Origin of the sequence: Shinella sp. BE166 (genome assembly GCF_051201095.1) — a bacterium.
Lineage (GTDB): Bacteria > Pseudomonadota > Alphaproteobacteria > Rhizobiales > Rhizobiaceae > Shinella > Shinella lacus.
Window position 1 is genome coordinate 157,690 of record NZ_JBPEHL010000004.1, and the last position, 18,611, is coordinate 176,300.

The 18,611-nt window shown below is 63.5% G+C and carries 18 protein-coding genes; 7 read left to right on the top strand and 11 right to left on the bottom strand.

Annotation, left to right across the window (positions count from 1 at the left end; translation table 11 throughout):
• Positions 1–40: 40 nt before the first annotated feature.
• Positions 41–391 carry a flagellar export protein FliJ gene (locus J2Y63_RS11385; protein ID WP_256121029.1) on the bottom strand — a complete coding sequence of 117 codons (351 nt, stop codon included), beginning with the start codon at positions 389–391 and terminating at the stop codon, positions 41–43.
• Between the two features lie 527 nt (positions 392–918).
• On the opposite strand from J2Y63_RS11385, the gene ctrA reads away from it, so the two are divergent.
• Positions 919–1,617, top strand: coding sequence for a response regulator transcription factor CtrA (ctrA, locus tag J2Y63_RS11390; protein ID WP_024270822.1), 699 nt, complete (start codon positions 919–921; stop codon positions 1,615–1,617).
• 146 nt (positions 1,618–1,763) lie between these two features.
• On the opposite strand, the gene J2Y63_RS11395 is transcribed toward ctrA, so the two are convergent.
• On the bottom strand, positions 1,764–2,126 hold the full coding sequence (locus J2Y63_RS11395) for a response regulator (protein ID WP_256121028.1): 363 nt from the start codon (positions 2,124–2,126) through the stop codon (positions 1,764–1,766).
• Between the two features lie 118 nt (positions 2,127–2,244).
• Positions 2,245–2,898, bottom strand: a complete 654-nt coding sequence (gene chpT / locus J2Y63_RS11400) for a histidine phosphotransferase ChpT (protein WP_256121027.1) — start codon at positions 2,896–2,898, stop codon at positions 2,245–2,247.
• Positions 2,899–3,115: 217 nt separating this feature from the next.
• Between chpT and J2Y63_RS11405 the strand changes: the two genes are divergently transcribed.
• From J2Y63_RS11405 to J2Y63_RS11415, 3 genes are all read left to right on the top strand, one after another.
• Positions 3,116–3,697, top strand: a complete 582-nt coding sequence (locus J2Y63_RS11405; protein ID WP_256121026.1) for a DUF1134 domain-containing protein — start codon at positions 3,116–3,118, stop codon at positions 3,695–3,697.
• Positions 3,698–3,845: 148 nt separating this feature from the next.
• On the top strand, positions 3,846–4,994 hold the full coding sequence (locus tag J2Y63_RS11410) for a hypothetical protein (protein ID WP_435266167.1): 1,149 nt from the start codon (positions 3,846–3,848) through the stop codon (positions 4,992–4,994).
• A 19-nt stretch (positions 4,995–5,013) separates the two neighbouring features.
• Complete coding sequence (locus tag J2Y63_RS11415) at positions 5,014–5,397, top strand: hypothetical protein (RefSeq protein ID WP_435266168.1); 384 nt, start codon at positions 5,014–5,016, stop codon at positions 5,395–5,397.
• On the opposite strand, the gene J2Y63_RS11420 is transcribed toward J2Y63_RS11415, so the two are convergent.
• Positions 5,394–6,218, bottom strand: coding sequence for a TrmH family RNA methyltransferase (locus J2Y63_RS11420; protein WP_435266169.1), 825 nt, complete (start codon positions 6,216–6,218; stop codon positions 5,394–5,396). The two genes, J2Y63_RS11415 and J2Y63_RS11420, sit on opposite strands and share 4 nt — an antisense overlap.
• 6 nt (positions 6,219–6,224) lie before the next feature.
• Positions 6,225–6,611, bottom strand: a complete 387-nt coding sequence (locus J2Y63_RS11425) for a hypothetical protein (protein WP_435266170.1) — start codon at positions 6,609–6,611, stop codon at positions 6,225–6,227.
• A gap of 37 nt (positions 6,612–6,648) precedes the next feature.
• Here J2Y63_RS11425 and J2Y63_RS11430 point away from each other — a divergent pair, with 37 nt between their 5' ends.
• Together J2Y63_RS11430 and rpoH are read left to right on the top strand one after the other, a co-directional pair.
• Positions 6,649–7,692, top strand: coding sequence for an RluA family pseudouridine synthase (locus tag J2Y63_RS11430; RefSeq protein WP_435266171.1), 1,044 nt, complete (start codon positions 6,649–6,651; stop codon positions 7,690–7,692).
• A 241-nt stretch (positions 7,693–7,933) separates the two neighbouring features.
• On the top strand, positions 7,934–8,839 hold the full coding sequence (gene rpoH / locus J2Y63_RS11435; protein ID WP_435266172.1) for an RNA polymerase sigma factor RpoH: 906 nt from the start codon (positions 7,934–7,936) through the stop codon (positions 8,837–8,839).
• A gap of 75 nt (positions 8,840–8,914) precedes the next feature.
• On the opposite strand, the gene J2Y63_RS11440 is transcribed toward rpoH, so the two are convergent.
• Complete coding sequence (locus J2Y63_RS11440; protein ID WP_435266173.1) at positions 8,915–11,083, bottom strand: hypothetical protein; 2,169 nt, start codon at positions 11,081–11,083, stop codon at positions 8,915–8,917.
• Positions 11,084–11,152: 69 nt separating this feature from the next.
• Entirely contained in the window at positions 11,153–12,448 is a 1,296-nt protein-coding gene (locus J2Y63_RS11445; RefSeq protein ID WP_435266174.1) for an adenylosuccinate synthase, read from the bottom strand.
• A 202-nt stretch (positions 12,449–12,650) separates the two neighbouring features.
• Here J2Y63_RS11445 and J2Y63_RS11450 point away from each other — a divergent pair, with 202 nt between their 5' ends.
• Positions 12,651–13,553 carry a DMT family transporter gene (locus J2Y63_RS11450; protein WP_256121007.1) on the top strand — a complete coding sequence of 301 codons (903 nt, stop codon included), beginning with the start codon at positions 12,651–12,653 and terminating at the stop codon, positions 13,551–13,553.
• Positions 13,554–13,589: 36 nt separating this feature from the next.
• On the opposite strand, the gene serA is transcribed toward J2Y63_RS11450, so the two are convergent.
• The 4 genes from serA to J2Y63_RS11470 all read right to left on the bottom strand — a co-directional run bounded on the left by serA (position 13,590) and on the right by J2Y63_RS11470 (position 18,493).
• A complete protein-coding gene (serA, locus tag J2Y63_RS11455) occupies positions 13,590–15,185 on the bottom strand; it encodes a phosphoglycerate dehydrogenase (RefSeq protein WP_435266175.1) in 1,596 nt (531 codons plus the stop codon).
• A gap of 80 nt (positions 15,186–15,265) precedes the next feature.
• Complete coding sequence (locus J2Y63_RS11460; protein WP_435266176.1) at positions 15,266–16,447, bottom strand: phosphoserine transaminase; 1,182 nt, start codon at positions 16,445–16,447, stop codon at positions 15,266–15,268.
• Positions 16,448–16,625: 178 nt separating this feature from the next.
• A complete protein-coding gene (locus J2Y63_RS11465; RefSeq protein WP_435266177.1) occupies positions 16,626–17,459 on the bottom strand; it encodes an outer membrane protein in 834 nt (277 codons plus the stop codon).
• A 200-nt stretch (positions 17,460–17,659) separates the two neighbouring features.
• On the bottom strand, positions 17,660–18,493 hold the full coding sequence (locus J2Y63_RS11470) for an outer membrane protein (protein ID WP_435266178.1): 834 nt from the start codon (positions 18,491–18,493) through the stop codon (positions 17,660–17,662).
• Between the last annotated feature and the right edge of the window lie 118 nt (positions 18,494–18,611).

The following is an 18,611-nucleotide window of genomic DNA, read 5'->3' on the forward strand; positions in this document are numbered from 1 at the left end:
TCTTCCGGCCGCTCGCGAAGGTCCTTCGAATTGAAACGGATCAGGCGCGAAGCCGAACCGCGTTGTCGCGCTCTTCCAGCGCCGAAGCCTTGGCGAACTCCGCCTCCGCCTCTTCCAGTGCCAGTTCCGCCGCATCCTGCTGCACCTTCAGTTCCCGGATGGAGACCTGAAGATTGTCGGAGCGCTGACGCGCTGCCTTGGCGAAGGTGGGATAAGCGAAGTGGTTGGGATCGGTGATCCCGGACTTCTTTTCCTCGATGGCGATCTGGGTTTCCAGTTCCTTCGACATCCGTTCGAATTCGGACATCATCAACTGAAGCTGGGCCAGCTGCCGTCTCTTGTCTTTCACCTGAAATTCCTTCAGGCGAACTAGGCTCTCACGCGACTTCATACGCAATACTCCCGTGGATAGCGAGACCCCGGCATTGGAGCGAATGGCGGCCTGATTCTCTCGGCAACCACGCACTCCGCATTCCAAATCAGCCCCCGAAGCGCGGTGTTTTCCACACGCCGGAAGCCGTCTTGCGCCCGAAACCCGGCAAAACGCACCGGGCCCCGAAAAAAATTCAGCGATATTAATAAAACCCTACCGCTGGTAACCTTTCGTTTACGGGCATCGTTAATCATAGGTGCGAGGATTTAAGGCTCAGTAAATGCGGTTCGCAAAAAAGAGGTGGGGCGCATTGATGAGTCGAAAGAGTCGGTTAGCTGTGTTTCTTGAAGGAACATATTAAGAGACACAATTCTGATTCATCCATAAAATCAGGAGCCTGCCTAAAATAATTAACAGATCGATGCATCTTGCCAAACTGAATCAGGATTTGTTAACCATTTCATGGCAGCCTCCAAATCAGGCAACGACTGGATCCGTATCGCGTAGGGGGCCAGAAACCTTGAGCGGCGGAAAAGGGGACAGATATGCGGGTTCTACTCATTGAGGACGACAGCGCGACGGCGCAGAGCATCGAATTGATGCTGAAGTCCGAAAGTTTTAATGTGTATACCACCGACCTCGGCGAGGAAGGTGTCGATCTGGGCAAGTTGTACGATTACGACATCATCCTGCTCGATCTGAACCTCCCCGACATGTCGGGTTACGAGGTTCTGCGCACGCTTCGCCTGTCCAAGGTCAAGACGCCGATCCTCATCCTCTCCGGCATGGCCGGCATCGAGGACAAGGTGCGCGGCCTCGGCTTCGGCGCCGACGACTACATGACAAAGCCGTTCCACAAGGACGAGCTTGTCGCACGCATTCACGCCATCGTGCGCCGTTCCAAGGGCCATGCCCAGTCGGTCATCTCGACGGGCGAACTCATCGTCAACCTCGATGCCAAGACGGTCGAGGTCGGTGGCCAGCGCGTGCACCTGACGGGCAAGGAATACCAGATGCTGGAGCTGCTTTCGCTCCGCAAGGGTACCACGCTCACCAAGGAAATGTTCCTGAACCACCTTTATGGCGGCATGGACGAGCCGGAACTGAAGATCATCGACGTCTTCATCTGCAAGCTGCGCAAGAAGCTTGCGAACGCCGCCGGCGGCGCGAACTATATCGAGACGGTCTGGGGCCGCGGCTACGTGCTGCGAGAGCCCGATGGCGACTTCGCCGAAAGCGCCTGATACCACCCTCCCCGCTCCAGAATTCCAACCCGCCGCTTCGCCGGCGGGTTTTTTCGTTGTGTGTCAGAGAGATTAGCCCGGAACGAAAACGCGGCCGGCTCTTCACGAGCGGCCGCGTCGATGTCGTCAGATTAAGGTCAGTCGTTTCAGGCGGCGATCGAAAGATTGCCGAAGACCTGGGTCAGGATCTTGCGGTCGAACGGCTTCAGCAGGAAGTCGTCGGCACCGGCGCGCTTGCCCATCATCATCTTCTTGAGGTCCGCCTCGACCACGCAATAGTAGATGCGCACCGACTTGCCCTGCGGCAGGTTGCGGATATTGCCGATCAGCTCGATCGCACCGTCCATCGTCGCATCGACGATGATGATGTTCGGCAGCTCCGCCTCGCAACGCACCAGCGCCTCGAGCGAGCTCGACGCTTCCAGCACGAGGAAATTGAAACCGGAGAGAATACGCTTGCCGACCTTACGGACGACGTCGGAACCATCGGCGATCATCAACCGCTGCATTAGCTGCTCCTAGGGTCTCCCGCTCTTGAGCTGCGGGAAGATTACAGGTTGCAACTGTACCGGCGGCTGGCAAACAAAGCGTTAGCGGCCATGGTTAACGAACCCTGGCCGCATTGTTTTACGCCTCGGCGGCGACCACGCGGGCGGAGAAGACGATCTCTTCGGGCGAAGCCGCCACGTCGAGCTGCATGCCCGCCTCGTCCGCCAGCAGCACCGTGTAATAGGGCTGGATCGAATGGGCGTCGACCGACTCTTCCGGCGTGCCGGAGAGGATCTCCATGAATTTCGGCGGCACGCGCAGCATGCGGCCCTTGGCGGTGAGCTTGAAGACCGCATCGGTTTCCGGGTTTTCCAGCGTCACGTCGATCGAGCCGCCGCGCGGGATGGCGCCGTAGGCGACGAGGAACAGGTTGAGCAGAAGCTTGACCCGGTTCTTCGCGACGATGGCGCGCGGCCCCGTCCAGGTGATCTCGGTCTTCTTCTCGGCGACGGCGAAATCGCGCGCCGCCTTTTCCGCCTCGCCCGTATCGATGGAGGCGCCGACCGAGCCGGAGGCACCGAAAGCGAGCCGTGCGAACTTCAGACGGACGGACGCATTCAGCGCGCTGGTGCGGATGAGGTCCATCGCCTCCGAATCAGCGCCGCCCTCGTCGAGCAGTTCCAGCCCGTTGTTGATCGCGCCGACGGGCGAGATGACGTCATGGCAGACGCGGCTGCAAAGAAGCGCTGCCAGATCGGGACCGGTCAGCGTAAGGTTCGGATTTTTCGCCATAAATTTCTCCCAGGTCCACGTATTCTTGCAACGCGGCGGCCTCACAGGGCACTGTCGCGGGCATCCTGCGCGACGCATAACACGCCGGAATTGCGCGAGGCGTACCCGAATTGAAGACAGCCATAATGACACCACATTTGGTAAACCGATTGTTAAGACGATCGGATCAAATTGCTGCATGGAACGGGGCCGAGACATGAAGGAAGGCGAACGGGACATGCGTGTTTCAAAACTGGTCACGACGGCGTTCAGGATCGTCACAACGGCGCTGCTGGCGCTCTTCTGGATTTTGCCCGCTCAGGCGCAGCAGAGCAGCGGCCAATATTCCATGCAGGAAATCGTCGATGCCGGCCACGGCTTCTTCGGCTCCACCTCGGGTGGCCTTGCCAAGGTGGTCGAACGCGCTTTCGAATCCCACGGCCTGCCCAACGGCTACATTCTCGGCCAGGAAGGGTCCGGCGCCTTCGTCGCGGGCCTGACCTATGGCGAGGGCACGCTGAACACCAAGAATGCCGGCCAGCATTCGGTGTTCTGGCAAGGCCCGTCGCTCGGCCTCGACTGGGGCGGCCAGGGCAGCCGCACCATGATGCTCGTCTACAATCTGCCCGACGTCAATGCGCTCTATGAGCGCTACGGCGGCGTTTCCGGCTCGGCCTATGTCATTGCCGGCGTCGGCATGCAGGTCAATGTCAACCGCGACGTCGTGCTCGTGCCGATCCGCACGGGCGTCGGCGCCCGCATCGGCATCAATGCCGGCTACCTGAAGCTCACCCGCGAGCCGACCTGGAATCCCTTCTGATCACCCCCTTGGTCGAATGAATGGCGGCCCTCACTCGTCAGGTTAACCGAGAGTTGATTTCGCCGGGCATCCCCCTGTGAAAGTTCGAGCGAGCCGCTATAGTGCGCTTGCTTGAACCGTTTTGGGCCGTTTTGGAACGAGTGGACCTGTGATCGAGTATGCCCTTCTCTTCGCGCTCGGCTTTCTCGCCGCCACGCTGACCGGTCTGCTCGTCGCGCCGGCCATCCAGAAGCGCGTCGTCAAGTTCACCGAAGAGCGCATGCGCGCCACGATGCCGCTCAGCCCGCAGGAAGTGCGGGCGCAGAAGGACATGGCCCGCGCCGCCTATGCCGCGGAAAACGCCCGCCTGTCGCAGAGCGTGCGCCGCGAGCGCGAAAAACACACGCTGGAAATGGTGCGCAACGAGAAACTCCTGGCGCAGGCCGCGTCGATCGGCACGGAAAACGCCGAGCTACACGCCCAGATCGCCGACATGAACATCGAGGCCGGCGACATGCGCTCGGCGCTGCGCCGCGAGGAAATGAAGACCGAGCAGCTGAAGACGGCGCTTTCGACTGCCGACCGCGAGATCCGCGGCAAGGAAGCCGACATAGAGAGCCTGCACGGCCGCATCGATCATCTCGAGGCGGACCTCGACAATATGAAGATCGACCTCGCCACCCGCGACACGGCGATGGAGAGCCTGAAGAGCCGCATCGGCAATCTCAAGGACGAGCGCGACAAGCTGCGCGAGGACATCAAGACGGCGAGCCAGGCGGCAAAATCGCTGGAAATTCGCCTGTCGCGCGAAGAGGGCCGCGTGCGCCAGCTCGAAACGCGGCTGACGCGCGAGCTGGCCGGCAACGCCGACAAGGACAATGCAATCGAACGGCGCATCGCGGAAATCAGCCGCCTGCGCGACAAGGTGAAGACGTTGACAGCGGAAAACAAGGACACGGTGAAAGCGATGCGGTCCACCGGGCTCGCCCGCACCATCGCTACAAGCCGCATTTCCGCCCGCCGCACCGAAAAGCTGGTGCCACCGCCGATTGACATCGGCGCGCTGGAAGAGGACGTGCGCAACCAGGGCACAGCACTTTCGGAACGGCTGCTCGCCGCGAAAACCGGCGACAACGACGCCGCGCTGCGCGAGGAAATGGCCGATCTCGCCAGCAAGATGATCGTGCTGACATCCGCGCGCGAAGGCGCCGGCTCGCCGGTGCACGACCTCATCGCCACGATCGATCCGGCGCTCGACGGCGACGAACGCAGCCTCGCCCAGCGCGTGCGCGAACAGATCAGCGGCGACGAAGCTTGATTCGTCCCCGGAGGGCGGCATGAAGGCAGCAATCCTGGCATTGGTGATCGGCATTTCCGGCGCGACCGCCCCCTCGCCCAAGCAGGCGATGAGCATCGACGGGCGCTATTGCGGCCGGCTGTGGAGCAATGGCGACCTGGTCGAGGCGATCACCGTGCTGTCGCTAACGGGCGACGGCCGGCTGACCGGCACCTACGAATTCGCCGACGGCGACGGCCGCAGCACCGGCACGCTGACGGAAGATCCACCCGGCAAGGGTCTCGACCGCCGGCTCGACTGGCGCGATATGTATGGCACCGGCAAGCTCTTCATCACCATAAGGCCGGATTACAGCGGTTTCACCGGCAAATGGCAGGACCAGACCGGCTCGCCGAACGAATTGTGGGACGGCGTGCGCTGCTAGGCGACACGCCCCATGGTGAGCGCAATCTGGTAGAGCGCGATGCCGCTGGCCGTCGCGACGTTGAGGCTGTCCAGCCCCGGCCGCTGTGGAATGCGCGCCGTGCGGAAGGAGGACAGGATGTTTTCCGGCAGCCCCTCGCCTTCCGTGCCGAGCACCAGCGCAATGCGACGCGCCGCCGGGATTTCCCCTACCGGGACCGCACCGCGCGGCGAAAGACCCCAGATCTCGTAGCCCGCCTCGGCCAGGCCCCGCAGCATCGCCTCGGCAGCGAGCCCGCGGGAAAACGGTACCGTCAGCACGGAACCGACAGAGACCCGGATCGACTTGCGGTAAAGCGGATCGCAGCTCGTTTCGTCGAGAAACACCGCATCCGCACCGAAGGCAGCGGCATTGCGAAAGATCGAGCCGACATTGTCGTGGTTGGAGAGACCACAGCCGGCGAGCACAAGGCTCGTTTCCGGCAGCGATGGCAGCAGCGGCGGCGCCTGCGCCGGCTTGCGGCCGAGCGCCAGCACGCCGCGATGCATGTTGAACCCGGCAATCGCATCGAAGACCGGCGCCGCAGCGACATAGATCGGCACGGTCTCCGGAAAGGCGGCAAGCACCTCGGCAACGCCCGCGACGCGGCTTTCAAGAAGCAGGATCGCCTCGGCGGCAAAGCCGTTTTGCCGCGCCTGCGCGCTGCCGAGCATGCGCAGCACCACCGTGCCCTCGGCAATGAACAGACCGTCACGGCCCGTGAGATCGCGCTCGCGGATCGAGACGAAGCCGGCAATGCGCGGGTCGGCTGGATCTTCTATGCGGAGCGGTTCGGCCGCCATGGCGGATCAGTTGCCCTTGACGTCGATCTCGGCGACGATGCGGCTTGCCGCGATGTCGAAGAGGAAGGCCTTGCGCAAGCCGTCCGCCATCACGCCGTAAAACAGGATCTGGCCGGCCGATTGCGACACGGCCGAGACGGCGAAACCGTCGGGCAGCGTCGCGGTCGCCTTGACCGGCGCATCGCTCGGCACGGCAACGCCGCCGGCGACGGCGGCTTCCGGCTTGCTTTCGCGCGTGTTGATCTTGTAGACAATGGCCGCAAGCACCGCCATGAACATCAAAAGCATGATGCCGCCCGAGACCAGTTGCAGGCGCATCATCTTGCGACGAACGTTTTCCATCACCGGGTCGAGCGGCTTGTCTTCCTGATCGTCGTTTTCGATGTTGGACATGGCAAGGCGACCTTCCGGCAATGAGCTGAGTTGAACGATGACCGACCCCTTTAAAGAAGCCGAGGCGACAAGAAAAGTCCTGACGGTGCCGGAAGACGCCGAAGGACGCATCGACGCCTGGCTTGCGGCCACGCTTGCGGGCGATTTTTCGCGCAATCGCATCAAGGCGCTGATCGAGGAAGGCGCCGTGCTGGTCAACGGCGCGGCGGTCGGCGAGCCGAAGCGCAAGGTCCATCCCGGCGACCGCGTCGAGATCGCCCTGCCGGAACCGCGCGATCCCGAGCCGCAGGCCGAGGACATCCCAATCGACGTGCTCTACGAGGATGACGACCTGATCGTGCTGGTGAAGCCCGCTGGCCTCGTCGTGCATCCCGGCGCCGGCAACTGGACCGGCACGCTGGTCAACGCGCTCATCCACCATTGCGGCAAAACCCTTTCCGGCATCGGCGGCGTGCGCCGCCCGGGCATCGTGCACCGGCTCGACAAGGAGACGAGCGGCGTCATGGTCGTCGCCAAGAATGACGCCGCGCACCGCCACCTCTCCGACCAGTTCGCCGACCATGGCCGCACCGGCCCGCTGGAGCGCGCCTACCAGGCCGTCGTCTGGGGCCGCCCCCGCCAGCTGAAGGGCACGATCGACGCGCCGCTCGGCCGCGGCAACGACCGCACAAAGCGCGCCGTGAAGCACGAGGACGCCGACGACGCCCGCGAGGCGATCACCCATTACGAGGTGGTCGAGCGCTATGGCGAAGCCCCCGATGCCACCAGCCTCGCCTCCCTCGTGGAATGCCATCTGGAAACCGGCCGCACGCACCAGATCCGCGTGCATATGGCGCATATCGGTCACCCGCTGGTCGGCGACCCGGAATATGGCGCCGCCTTCAAGACCAAGGCGAACCGCCTGCCGGACGAGGCGCGCGACGTCGTCAACGGTTTCCGCCGCCAGGCGCTGCATGCCTTCATGCTGCAGTTCGAGCATCCCGCGACCGGCGAGACCATGCATTTCGAAGCGCCGCCGCCGGAGGATCTCGAACGTCTGATTTTGGCGCTGCGCGCAGTGGAAAATACCACCAAGCCTTGATTTCCGGGTACAAAACCCCACCTTGGGAATGTATCGAAAAATCCGTTTCGCCTGGCCCGCTTTCACGTATCCGTGAAACTCGCGGACGCTTGAACCATTGTTTCGCCATACCTATCTGTACACTCAGTGGGGTCGCCATGACCCACTGGGGAGCATGGTTGCTGACGGGGATCCGGTTTCAGAGGATCGTGCTCCGTACCAAGGCTTGCCGAATGGAAGCCGCTTCAGAAAGGGGTGCTGAATGGCCCGCAATACGTTGCCGTCGATCACGGCCGGAGAAGGTGGTCTCAACCGCTATCTCGATGAAATCCGCAAGTTTCCAATGCTTGAGCCGCAGCAGGAATACATGCTCGCGAAGCGTTACCAGGAGCACGGCGACCGCACCGCGGCGCATGAGCTCGTCACAAGCCATCTCCGGCTCGTGGCCAAGATTGCCATGGGCTATCGCGGCTACGGCCTGCCGATCGGCGAAGTCGTTTCCGAGGGCAATGTCGGCCTGATGCAGGCCGTCAAGAAATTCGACCCGGAACGCGGCTTCCGCCTGGCGACCTATGCCATGTGGTGGATCAAGGCTTCGATCCAGGAATATATCCTGCGCTCGTGGTCGCTGGTGAAGATGGGCACGACTGCCAATCAGAAGCGCCTGTTCTTCAACCTGCGCCGCATGAAAAGCAAGATCCAGGCGATCAACGACGGCGACCTGAAGCCCGACCAGGTCAAGGAAATCGCGACCAAGCTGAAGGTTTCGGAAGACGAAGTCGTCTCGATGAACCAGCGCCTCACCGGCGATGCCTCGCTCAACGCGCCCATCAAGGCCGGCGAAGGCGAATCCGGCCAGTGGCAGGATTGGCTCGTCGATGACCACGACAGCCAGGAACAGACGCTGATCGAGCAGGACGAGCTCGACACCCGCCGCGCCATGCTGGCGCGCGCCATGGGCGTGCTGAACGACCGCGAACGCCGCATCTTCGAGGCCCGCCGCCTCGCCGAAGATCCGGTGACGCTGGAAGAGCTGTCGTCCGAGTTCGACATCAGCCGCGAGCGCGTGCGCCAGATCGAGGTCCGCGCCTTCGAGAAGGTGCAGGAAGCCGTGCAGAAATACGCGGCCGAGCAGGCCCGCGCGGTGCGCGTCATCGAAGACGCCTGAAGCGCGAAGCAATAATCCAAACGAAAAGGCCCGGCAGCGATGCCGGGCCTTTTTTGTTGTGAGAAGCGAGTGGCCTTACTGGCTGCCGGCCGCGCCGAGCGTCGTCCAGGCCTTCATTACCGTGTCGAAGGCTTCCGTGCCGGCCGTGCCCTTGTCGAGCGTCATCAGCGCGCGCCGGCCGTTGCGGTAGGTGATCGGAATATCGATCCAGCTGCGCGTGCGCAGGAGTTCGGTGTTCTTGGCGATCGCCTCCGGGAAGTCGTTGAGCGCGATCATGTGGAAGTCGTCGGTGATCTTCGCCGGCACCGCGATCAGCGCATCGCCGCGGTCCTGCTCGGTCCGCTTCATCGCCACGCGCTGCACGCTCTCGATGCCGCCGCCTTCGAAATTCTCCGGCAGCGAGAAGACGAGCTCGACGAGATGGCTTGCCGGCAGTGACCGGTCGCCATTGCGTCGGAAGGTGATCAGCGCGGTCAGGCCTTTGGAGGGCACGTTGATCTGCGCGCGCACCACCGGTTCGGCCTTGGCCTCGCCACCCGGCGATTCTTCCGCGCTCGACCAGGCGACCGTGCCTTCGATCGCCGTTGGCGCCGTCTGGCCGAGGCGCTCCTCATAGAGGAACATTTTTTGCGTGACGCCGATCGCGGCCGGCTGCTCGCCGGTGGCCGCAGGCGTCTGCGTGTCCGTCGTGGTCGCGGTGCCGGTGCCAGTGGTGCCGGCCGGCGTCTGCGTCGTGCCGTCCGTCGTGGTCGTGCCCGCGCCGGTGGTGCCCGCGGCGGCCGCGCCGTCCTCGGTTACCACACCTGCGGTTTCAGTCGACTGGGCGGCAACGGACTTGCCCTCTTCCGGCGTTGCGCCGTCCAGCGCTGCCGCCGGGCCTTCGTCCACTTCGGTGCCATCCGTCAGCAGGCGCTGGGTGAACTTGCCGTTGCCGGTCGGCGTGGCAGAGGCCACCTCGGTGTTCGCCGTGGTCGTGCCGGCGGCATTGTCCGTCGTCTCGGCCGTGTCGGCCGGCGTGGTGTTGGCCGGCAGGTTGCGGCCGCCTTCGGCGGTGTCGTTGGTCTGCTGCTGGGTCTCGGCCGGCGTCTCGGTCGAGGGCGCGGTGAACGAGGCGATGCGCTCATTGACCCAGCCGTTGACGGTATCGCGGTTGAACCAGTAGCCGGCACCCACACCGCCGACGATGGCGATGAGCGCGATCACGGCGGCAAGCGCGCCAAAATTGATGCGCGACTTGCGCGGCTCGGCGCGGAAGGAGCGCTGCGGCGCGCGGGCCGGCTCGAAAGCGGGCGTGGACGATGCGGCCTCGGCGGTGGTGGCCGCCGCCACGGTGGATGCGGCAGCAGCGCCGGCCTTCGGCGTATGGCCGAGAAGGTCGTCGAGATCGCCCCATTCCGGGCTCTTGGCGGTTTTTTCGCGCTCGGCTTCCGGCTGGGCAGCCTTGTCGTCCGGCCAGTCCCAGGCGAGCGGATCGCTGGTCACCGCCGGCGTCGGCTCGTGTTGCTCCACCTCGACCGCGACGGGGGCGGCCTCGTTCCAGTTCCACTGGGCTTCCGCCGAGGGCATGCGGGCATCCGCGACCGGCTCAGCTTCGGGCAGCTTCTCGTCGTGGACCGGGTAGACCCGGGCCTCCGGCTCTACGGCCGCGACGGTCTCCACCGCTTCGGCCTCTACGGGGCGATCCGGCTCAGGCTCCTGCCAGGAGGGCACGTAATCGTCGGCGGGCGCGGCCTCGACATGCCAGGACGGCTCGCTATGGGCCTCGGCAGCAACCGGCTGCGGCTCGTCCGCGACGCGCTCTTCCTCGACAACCGGCTCGGGCTCGACGGGGGTTTCGGCGACCGGCTCGTCTTCGATCACCGGCTCGACCGGCACGGCCTCGTGGACATGCTCCACCGGCTCGTCGTGCTGCTCCGGTTCGGCTACCGCGACCGCCTCTTCCGGCTCGTCGACGGCGACAGGTTCTTCCGCCACCGGCTCCGGCTGGACGATATCCTCGACGGGTTCCGGTGCGACATCGTCGGCGGGAAGCGCCTCGGCATGGTCGATCTCGACGCTGTCGATCGCCGCCTCGAGCTTGTCGAGCTGACGTTTCACCAGGTCATCGGAAGGGCGCGGGTTCATGGATTCGAGTTGCCGGCGCACGGCACCGCGCGCCTTCTCGTAAACCTTCTGCCGCATCTCGGCATTATTGTCCGAGAGGCCGTCCACGGCCCTCCGAATGACTGCTACAAAATCCGCCATCAGAACTTTCCGTCGTGTCCGCTCGCTATCTCATTGGAATACGTCACGGAACTGGTGTTGAGCTTGAGATTAGTCCTCAAACGGGTCGGTCACAAGTATCGTGTCCTCCCGCTCCGGACTGGTCGAAAGCAGGGCGACGGGGGCGCCGATCAGCTCTTCGACCTGTCGTACATATTTGATCGCCTGGGCCGGCAGGTCCGCCCAGCTGCGCGCGCCGACCGTCGATTCCTTCCAGCCTTCGAGCGTGATATAGACCGGCTCGACGCGGGCCTGCTGGCCCTGGCTTGCCGGAAGATAGTCGATTTCCTTGCCGTCGAGCTTGTAGGCGACGCAGATCTTCAACTCGTCGAGGCCATCCAGAACGTCGAGCTTCGTGAGCGCGATGCCCGTGATTCCCGAGGTCTTCACGGTCTGGCGCACGAGAACCGAATCGAACCAGCCGCAGCGGCGCGGACGGCCGGTATTGACACCGACTTCGCGGCCGACGGTCGAAAGGTGCTTGCCGATCTCGTCATCGAGCTCGCACGGGAACGGCCCCTCGCCGACGCGGGTCGTGTAGGCCTTGGTGATGCCGAGCACATAACCGATCGCCGTCGGGCCGAGGCCGGAACCGGCGGCGGCCTGGCCCGCAACCGTGTTGGACGAGGTCACGAAGGGATAGGTGCCGTGGTCGTTGTCGAGCAGCGCGCCCTGCGCTCCTTCGAAAAGGATGCGGGAACCGGCCTTGCGGTGGTCGTCGAGGATGCGCCAGACCTGGTCGACATAAGGCAGCACCCGGTCGGCGACTTCCATCAGTTCCTTCTCGATCGATTCCACCGAGATTTCCGGCAGGCCGAGGCCGCGCCGCAGTGCATTGTGATGGGTCAGCAGCCGGTCGATCTTCGCCGGCAGCGCGTCCCTGTCGGCCAGATCGATGGCGCGGATGGCGCGGCGGCCGACCTTGTCTTCATAGGCCGGGCCGATGCCGCGCCGTGTCGTGCCGATCTTCGTGCCGCTGTTGGAGGCGGCATCTTCACGGAACCCGTCCAGATCACGGTGCAGGGACAGGATGAGCGGTGCGTTGTCGGCAATGCGCAGGATTTCCGGCGTGATGTTCACGCCTTGGGCGCGCAGCTTCTCGATCTCGGCGACGAAGTGATGGGGATCGACGACGACGCCGTTGCCAATGACGCTGAGCTTGCCGCGCACGAGGCCGGACGGCAGCAGCGCCAGCTTGTAGCTGACACCATCGATAACCAGGGTATGGCCCGCATTGTGGCCGCCCTGATAGCGGACGATGACATCCGCGCGTTCGGAAAGCCAATCGACAATCTTGCCCTTGCCTTCGTCACCCCATTGCGATCCGACCACCACGACGTTCGTCATTTCATCTTTCCCGTATTCGCAAGCGGATAGCCGCGTGCCTGACACAAACCCGCGCATCTATACTGTGTTGTCTTTGGGAATGCGACCCTGTTATGACGGCCACAATCCGCTTTTTACATGACATTCCGCGCTTTTTCGCCTTATGTGGACCGCCTGCCGACGCACCCCGCGCCCTTCCCTCCACCGTCCGGATCACCCCGCCTTGAACAGCAGAGCCTATTTCTATCTCAGCGTTACTGCCCTTTTCTGGGGCGCGAACTCGGTGGCGGGCAAACTGGCGGTTGGCCATGTCAGCCCGATGGTGCTGACGACCTATCGCTGGATTGTCGCGCTCATCATCATCCTCGCCTTCATGATGCCGCAGGTGAAGCGCGACTGGCCGATGATCCGCAAGCATTGGCTGCAGCTTCTGCTCTACGGCATCTTCGGTTTCACGGCCTTCAATGCCCTGCTCTACACCGCGCTCGGCTATACCAGCGCCATCAATGCCGTCATCGAGCAGGCCGGCATTCCCATGCTGATCTTCGTCTTCAACTTCGTGCTGTTCCGCATCCAGGCCTCCATCGCCCAGATCATCGGCTTCAGCGTCACGCTTATCGGCGTGCTTGTAACAGCCGCTCATGGCGAATTCTCGGCACTGGCGGAGCTGGAATTCAACTTCGGCGATGCGCTGATGCTTTGTGCAGCCATCGTCTACGCCGCCTATACCGTGTCGCTGCGCTGGAAGCCGGAGCTGCACTGGCAGAGTTTCATCGCCGCCCCCGCCTTCGGCGCGCTCTTGAGCGCCATCCCGCTGTTCTTCTGGGAACTGTCGCGGGGTGCTGCGATCTTCCCGGATACGACGGGCTGGGCGATCGTGCTCTATGCCGGCATTTTCCCGTCGCTGCTCTCGCAGGTGCTCTATGTGCGCGGCGTCGAAATGATCGGCGCCAACCGCGCCGGCCTCTTCATCAACGCCATCCCGGTCTTCGGCACCATTCTGTCCGTCCTGCTGATCGGCGAGACGCTCTACTCCTTCCACGTCGTCGCCCTCCTCCTCGTGCTCGGCGGCATCGCCATTGCCGAGTGGGGCCGGCCGAAGGACAACAAAAAACCCGCCGGATGAACCGGCGGGTTTCTTTTCGTCTTGGGAGGACGAAGCTTAGTCGACGTTGAAGACCAGCGACTTGACCTGGCGGATGGCCGGGTTGGTGCGCAGCTTGTTCAGAACGTCGTCGGACACGGCGGCATCGACATAGAGCAGCGCGATGGCGTCACCGCCCTGCTTGTCGCGGCCGAGCTGGAAGTTGGCGATGTTGACGCCCGCCTCGCCCAGCGTCGAGCCGATGAAGCCGATCATGCCGGGAACGTCGGTGTTGGTGATGTAGACCATGTGGTTGCCGACATCGGCGTCGAGGTTGATGCCCTTGATCTGGATGAAGCGCGGCTTGCCGTCGGAGAAGACCGTGCCGGCGATCGAGCGGGTCTGGTTGGCGGTCGTCACCGTCAGGCGGATATAGCCGTCGAAGACGCCCGACTTGTCGCGCTTGACCTCGGAGAGGATGACGCCCTTTTCCTTGATCATGACCGGCGCCGAAACCATGTTGACGTCGGAAACCTGGGTGCGGATGAGACCCGCCAGCGCAGCACTCGTCAGCGCCTTGGTGTTCATCGAAGCCGTCGCGCCATCGTAGAGGATCTCGATTTCCTTGATCGCGCTTTCCGTGACCTGGCCGACGAAGGCGCCGAGCACGTCGGCAAGCCGGATGAACGGCTTCAGGATCGGCGCTTCCTCGGCGGTGATCGATGGCATGTTGATGGCGTTGGAGACAGCGCCACGCACCAGGTAATCCGACATCTGCTCGGCAACCTGCAGGGCGACATTCTCCTGGGCTTCCGTGGTCGAGGCGCCGAGATGCGGCGTGCAGACGACGTTCGGCAGGCCGAAGAGCGGGCTTTCCTTGGCGGGCTCGACCTCGAACACGTCGAAGCCGGCGCCGGCGACCTTGCCGGACTTCAGCGCTTCGGCGAGATCCGCCTCGACGACGAGGCCGCCGCGGGCGCAGTTTACGATGCGCACGCCGTCCTTCATCTTGGCGATTGCCGCCGCATCGATGATGTTGCGGGTCTTGTCCGTCAGCGGCACATGCATGGTGATGAAATCGGCTTCGGCGAAGAGCTCGTCGAGCTCGACCTTCTTCACGCCCATCTCCTCGGCGCGCTCCTTGGAGAGGAACGGGTCATAGGCGATGACATGCATCTTGAGGCCGATGGCGCGCGAGCAGACGATCGAGCCGATATTGCCGGCGCCGATGACGCCGAGCGTCTTGCCGGTGATCTCGACGCCCATGAACTTCGACTTCTCCCACTTGCCGGCCTGCGTGGAGGTGTCGGCAGCGGGAAGCTGGCGGGCGACGGCGAACATCAGGGCGATGGCGTGTTCCGCCGTGGTGATCGAGTTCCCGAACGGCGTGTTCATGACGATGATGCCGCGGCGCGAGGCGGCCGGGATATCGACATTGTCGACACCGATGCCGGCGCGGCCGATGACCTTGAGGTTAGTCGCAGCCGCGATCAGCTTCTCCGTCGCCTTGGTGGCGGAACGGATGGCGAGGCCGTCATAGTTGCCGATGATCTCGGCGAGCTTGTCCTTGTCCTTGCCGAGCTGCGGCTGGAAATCGACATCGACGCCGCGATCGCGAAAGATCTGGACGGCGGTTTCCGACAGTTCATCGGATACGAGTACGCGAGGTGCCATGGAAGGCCTCCTTCAATTGAGTCTAGGGAGATGAGATCAAAGGTGGCTTCGCCCAGAGGACGAAGCCGGTCGCGAAAAAATCAGGCCGCAGCCTTGGCAAGCGTCGCCTTCTGGGTCTCGAAAGCCCAGGTCAGCCACGGCATCAGCGCTTCGAGGTCCGCGGTGTCGATGGTCGCACCGGCCCAGATGCGCAGGCCCGACGGGGCGTCGCGGTAGGCGCCGATGTCATAGGCGACACCCTGCTTTTCGAGCAGGGCGACGAGACCCTTGGCAAAGGCGGCCTGTGCATCGGCGTCGAGCGCCGCCACGTCCTTGTCGGCGATGGTCAGGCAGACCGAGGTGTTGGAGCGCGTTTCCGGCGCCTTGGCCAGGTTGGCGATCCAGTCGTTGGCCTCGACGAAGTCGAAGATCACCTTGGCATTCGCATCAGCGCGCGCCATCAGCGCCTTGAGGCCGCCGATCTCCTTGGCCCAGAGCAGTGCATCGATGTAGTCTTCGACGCAGAGCATGGAGGGCGTGTTGATCGTCTCGCCCTGGAAGATGCCCTCGATGATCTTGCCGCCCTTGGTCATGCGGAAGATTTTCGGCATCGGCCAGGAAGGCGTGTAGCTTTCCAGACGCTCGACGGCCCGCGGCGACAGGATGATGACGCCATGCGCACCCTCGCCGCCCAGCACCTTCTGCCAGGAGAAGGTGACGACGTCGAGCTTGGCGAAATCGAGGTTCTGGGCAAACGCGGCCGAGGTCGCGTCGCAAATGGTGAGGCCCTGACGGTCCGCCGGAATGAAGTCCGCATTGGCGACGCGCACGCCAGAAGTCGTGCCGTTCCAGGTGAAGACCACGTCACGGTCGAAATCGATCGTGGAAAGGTCGGGCAGCAGGCCGTAATCGGCCGTGATCTTGCGGGTGTCGGGGAGCTTCAGCTCCTTCACCACGTCGGAAACCCAGCCCGAGCCAAAGCTTTCCCAGGCGACCATGTCGACGCCGCGCGGGCCGAGCAGCGACCACAGCGCCATCTCGACGGCGCCGGTATCGGAGGCCGGCACGATGCCGATGCGGTAATCCGCCGGCACTTCCAGGATTTCACGGGTGAGATCGATGGCCTGCTTGAGCTTGGTCTTGCCGACCTTGGCGCGGTGCGAACGACCGAGCGCGGCATCGGAAAGCGCTTCGAGCGACCAGTTGGGGCGCTTCGAGCAAGGGCCAGAAGAAAAATGGGTGTTGTTCGGACGCACGTCCGGAGCGGCGACGGTCTTCGTCATGATTGCTATCCTTCCAGATAGATAGCCCTTCGTTGGGGAAGGGTGTCCCGCCGCCGTGAATATGGAAGAGACCTTTTGAAGTCAAGCGGATTATGTCGCGAACGAAAAATAATCCGGCGCAATGGAAACGGCGCGCCGGTTGCCCGACGCGCCGCTCCAGAAACGAATGGGATGGATCTTACCAGGTGGTAACGCGGATACCGGCGCGGATCTCGTGCTTCTGGAAACCGTCGTCACGCCCGCGGGCGCTCACCGTGCCGACGCCCGGCACGTCGGTGCTGCCGCTAAACATCTTGCCGCCGGCCATGTCGGTGAAGCGGTAGCCGAGGTCGAGCTTCACGCGGTTGGTGAGATCGACCGAGGCGCCGGCCATCAGCGCATAGGTGAAGCGCCAGCTGTCGCCGCCCTTCACCCGGAGTTCCTCGAAGGTCTGCCCGCCGCAGGAACCCGTGCCGTTTTCGCAGTTTGCCTTGGCCCGGAAGCTGTCCCAGTTCATGTAGGTCACGCCCGCGCCGGCGCCGACATAGGGCGTGATGCCGGCATAGGTGCCGAGGTCCACATAGCCATTGGCGAGGAGATGGGCGGCGTTATAGTCAGCCTTCTGGCCGAGGCGGCAGGTCGTGCCGGCCGGCGCCGTGATGCAGGGCGCATCGATGTCGGAGCCGCCGCGCAGCGAACCGCTGAAGAAATCCGTCGTCAGGTCGGCGCGCAGGAAATTGTTGAACTGGTAGCCCATGCCGACGCCGTAGGAGACCGGCTTGGAAAAGCGCGCATCGTCGAAGTCGCCCTCGGCAAAGGTCGAGCCGAACGCCTCGATCCGGTAGTCCGGCTTATCATGGTTGACCCAGCCGGCATAACCAAGATCGCCGCGGATATACCAGCCTTCCGCCACCCCGCTCTCGGACACGTCGATTTCCGGCGCGTTGATGATGTCGAGGTCGCTCGCCGGCGCGCTCGTCGCGATGAGGCCGGCAAAAACGGCGATGCCAAGCGGTGCGATACGACGAAACATGGTCTCATCCCTTGAGGCCGGCAGGACCGGCGGTTGCGTGGAGGGTGCGAGGCCACGCATCGGGGGCCGCCTTACACCGTTGGTTAACCATAAATCTTAAGGAATGAAGAAACGGTTAAGTGGCCGGTTTTCCAGGCGATCGGCAAAACAAAAGGCCGCCCCGAAGGGCGGCCTTGAGAAGAGGTTCGGCGTGATGCCGCTTACTTGTAGACCGGCTGCTCGACCGGGATGTCGACCGGCGGGATATAGGCCTGCTGTTCGCAGCCGTTGAAGGAGTAACGCAGACCGGCGCGTGCCTCGTGGCTGTAGAAGCCCTTGTCGCGGCCCGGACCGCCGCCGACATTGTAGCCGAACATGTTGCCCTTGGTGACGTGGCGGAAGCGGTAGCCGAGGTCGGCCTTCAGGTTGCAGGTCAGGTCGACGGAGGCGCCGGCCATCAGCGCATAGGTGAAGCGCCAGCTCTTCTTGCCGCGGTGGCGGAAGGTCGGGTCGCAGTTCGTCGGATCGCCGTCGTCGCACGAGGTGTTGTCGAGGCCTTTCCAGTTCACGTAGGTGCCACCGATACCGGCGCCGACATAAGGCGTGATCGAACCGTAGGTGCCGATGTCCACATAGGCGTTGGCGAGCAGGCTGAGCGCGGTCAGCGACGAGACGTCCCGCGACGTGCAGTTCGGCGAAACGCCGCAGCCGCCCGAGGTCGAGCCCTTGAACTTCGACTTGAACATGTAGTCGAGCGTCACGTCCGTGCGGAAGTGCTCGTTGATCTGGTAACCGACACCGCCGCCGAGCGTGAAGCCGCTCTTCAGGTCCGTGGAGTCGAATTCACGAACGCGGTCGTTGGAGCCCTGGAAGTATTTCGCGCCGCGCAGCTTGTTGTAGGACCAGCCCGTGTCGCCGCGCAGATACCACCCGCCCGTCTCGATGATGGTTTCCTGCACCGGTGCCTCGACGACCTCCGGCTGGTAGATATCGGCTGCGTAGCCGGTCGTGCCCGTCAGCAGGACCGCAACGACGCCACTCAAAACTTTCCTCATGGCCTTGCTCCAATAGGCTTTTGCTTGGCATGCCCGGCACACCGGATTCCAAGTCCCTCGATCAGGAGTGGATAATGGCGAGGAAAGGTTAAGGGCCGATTAACTACAAACATTTACC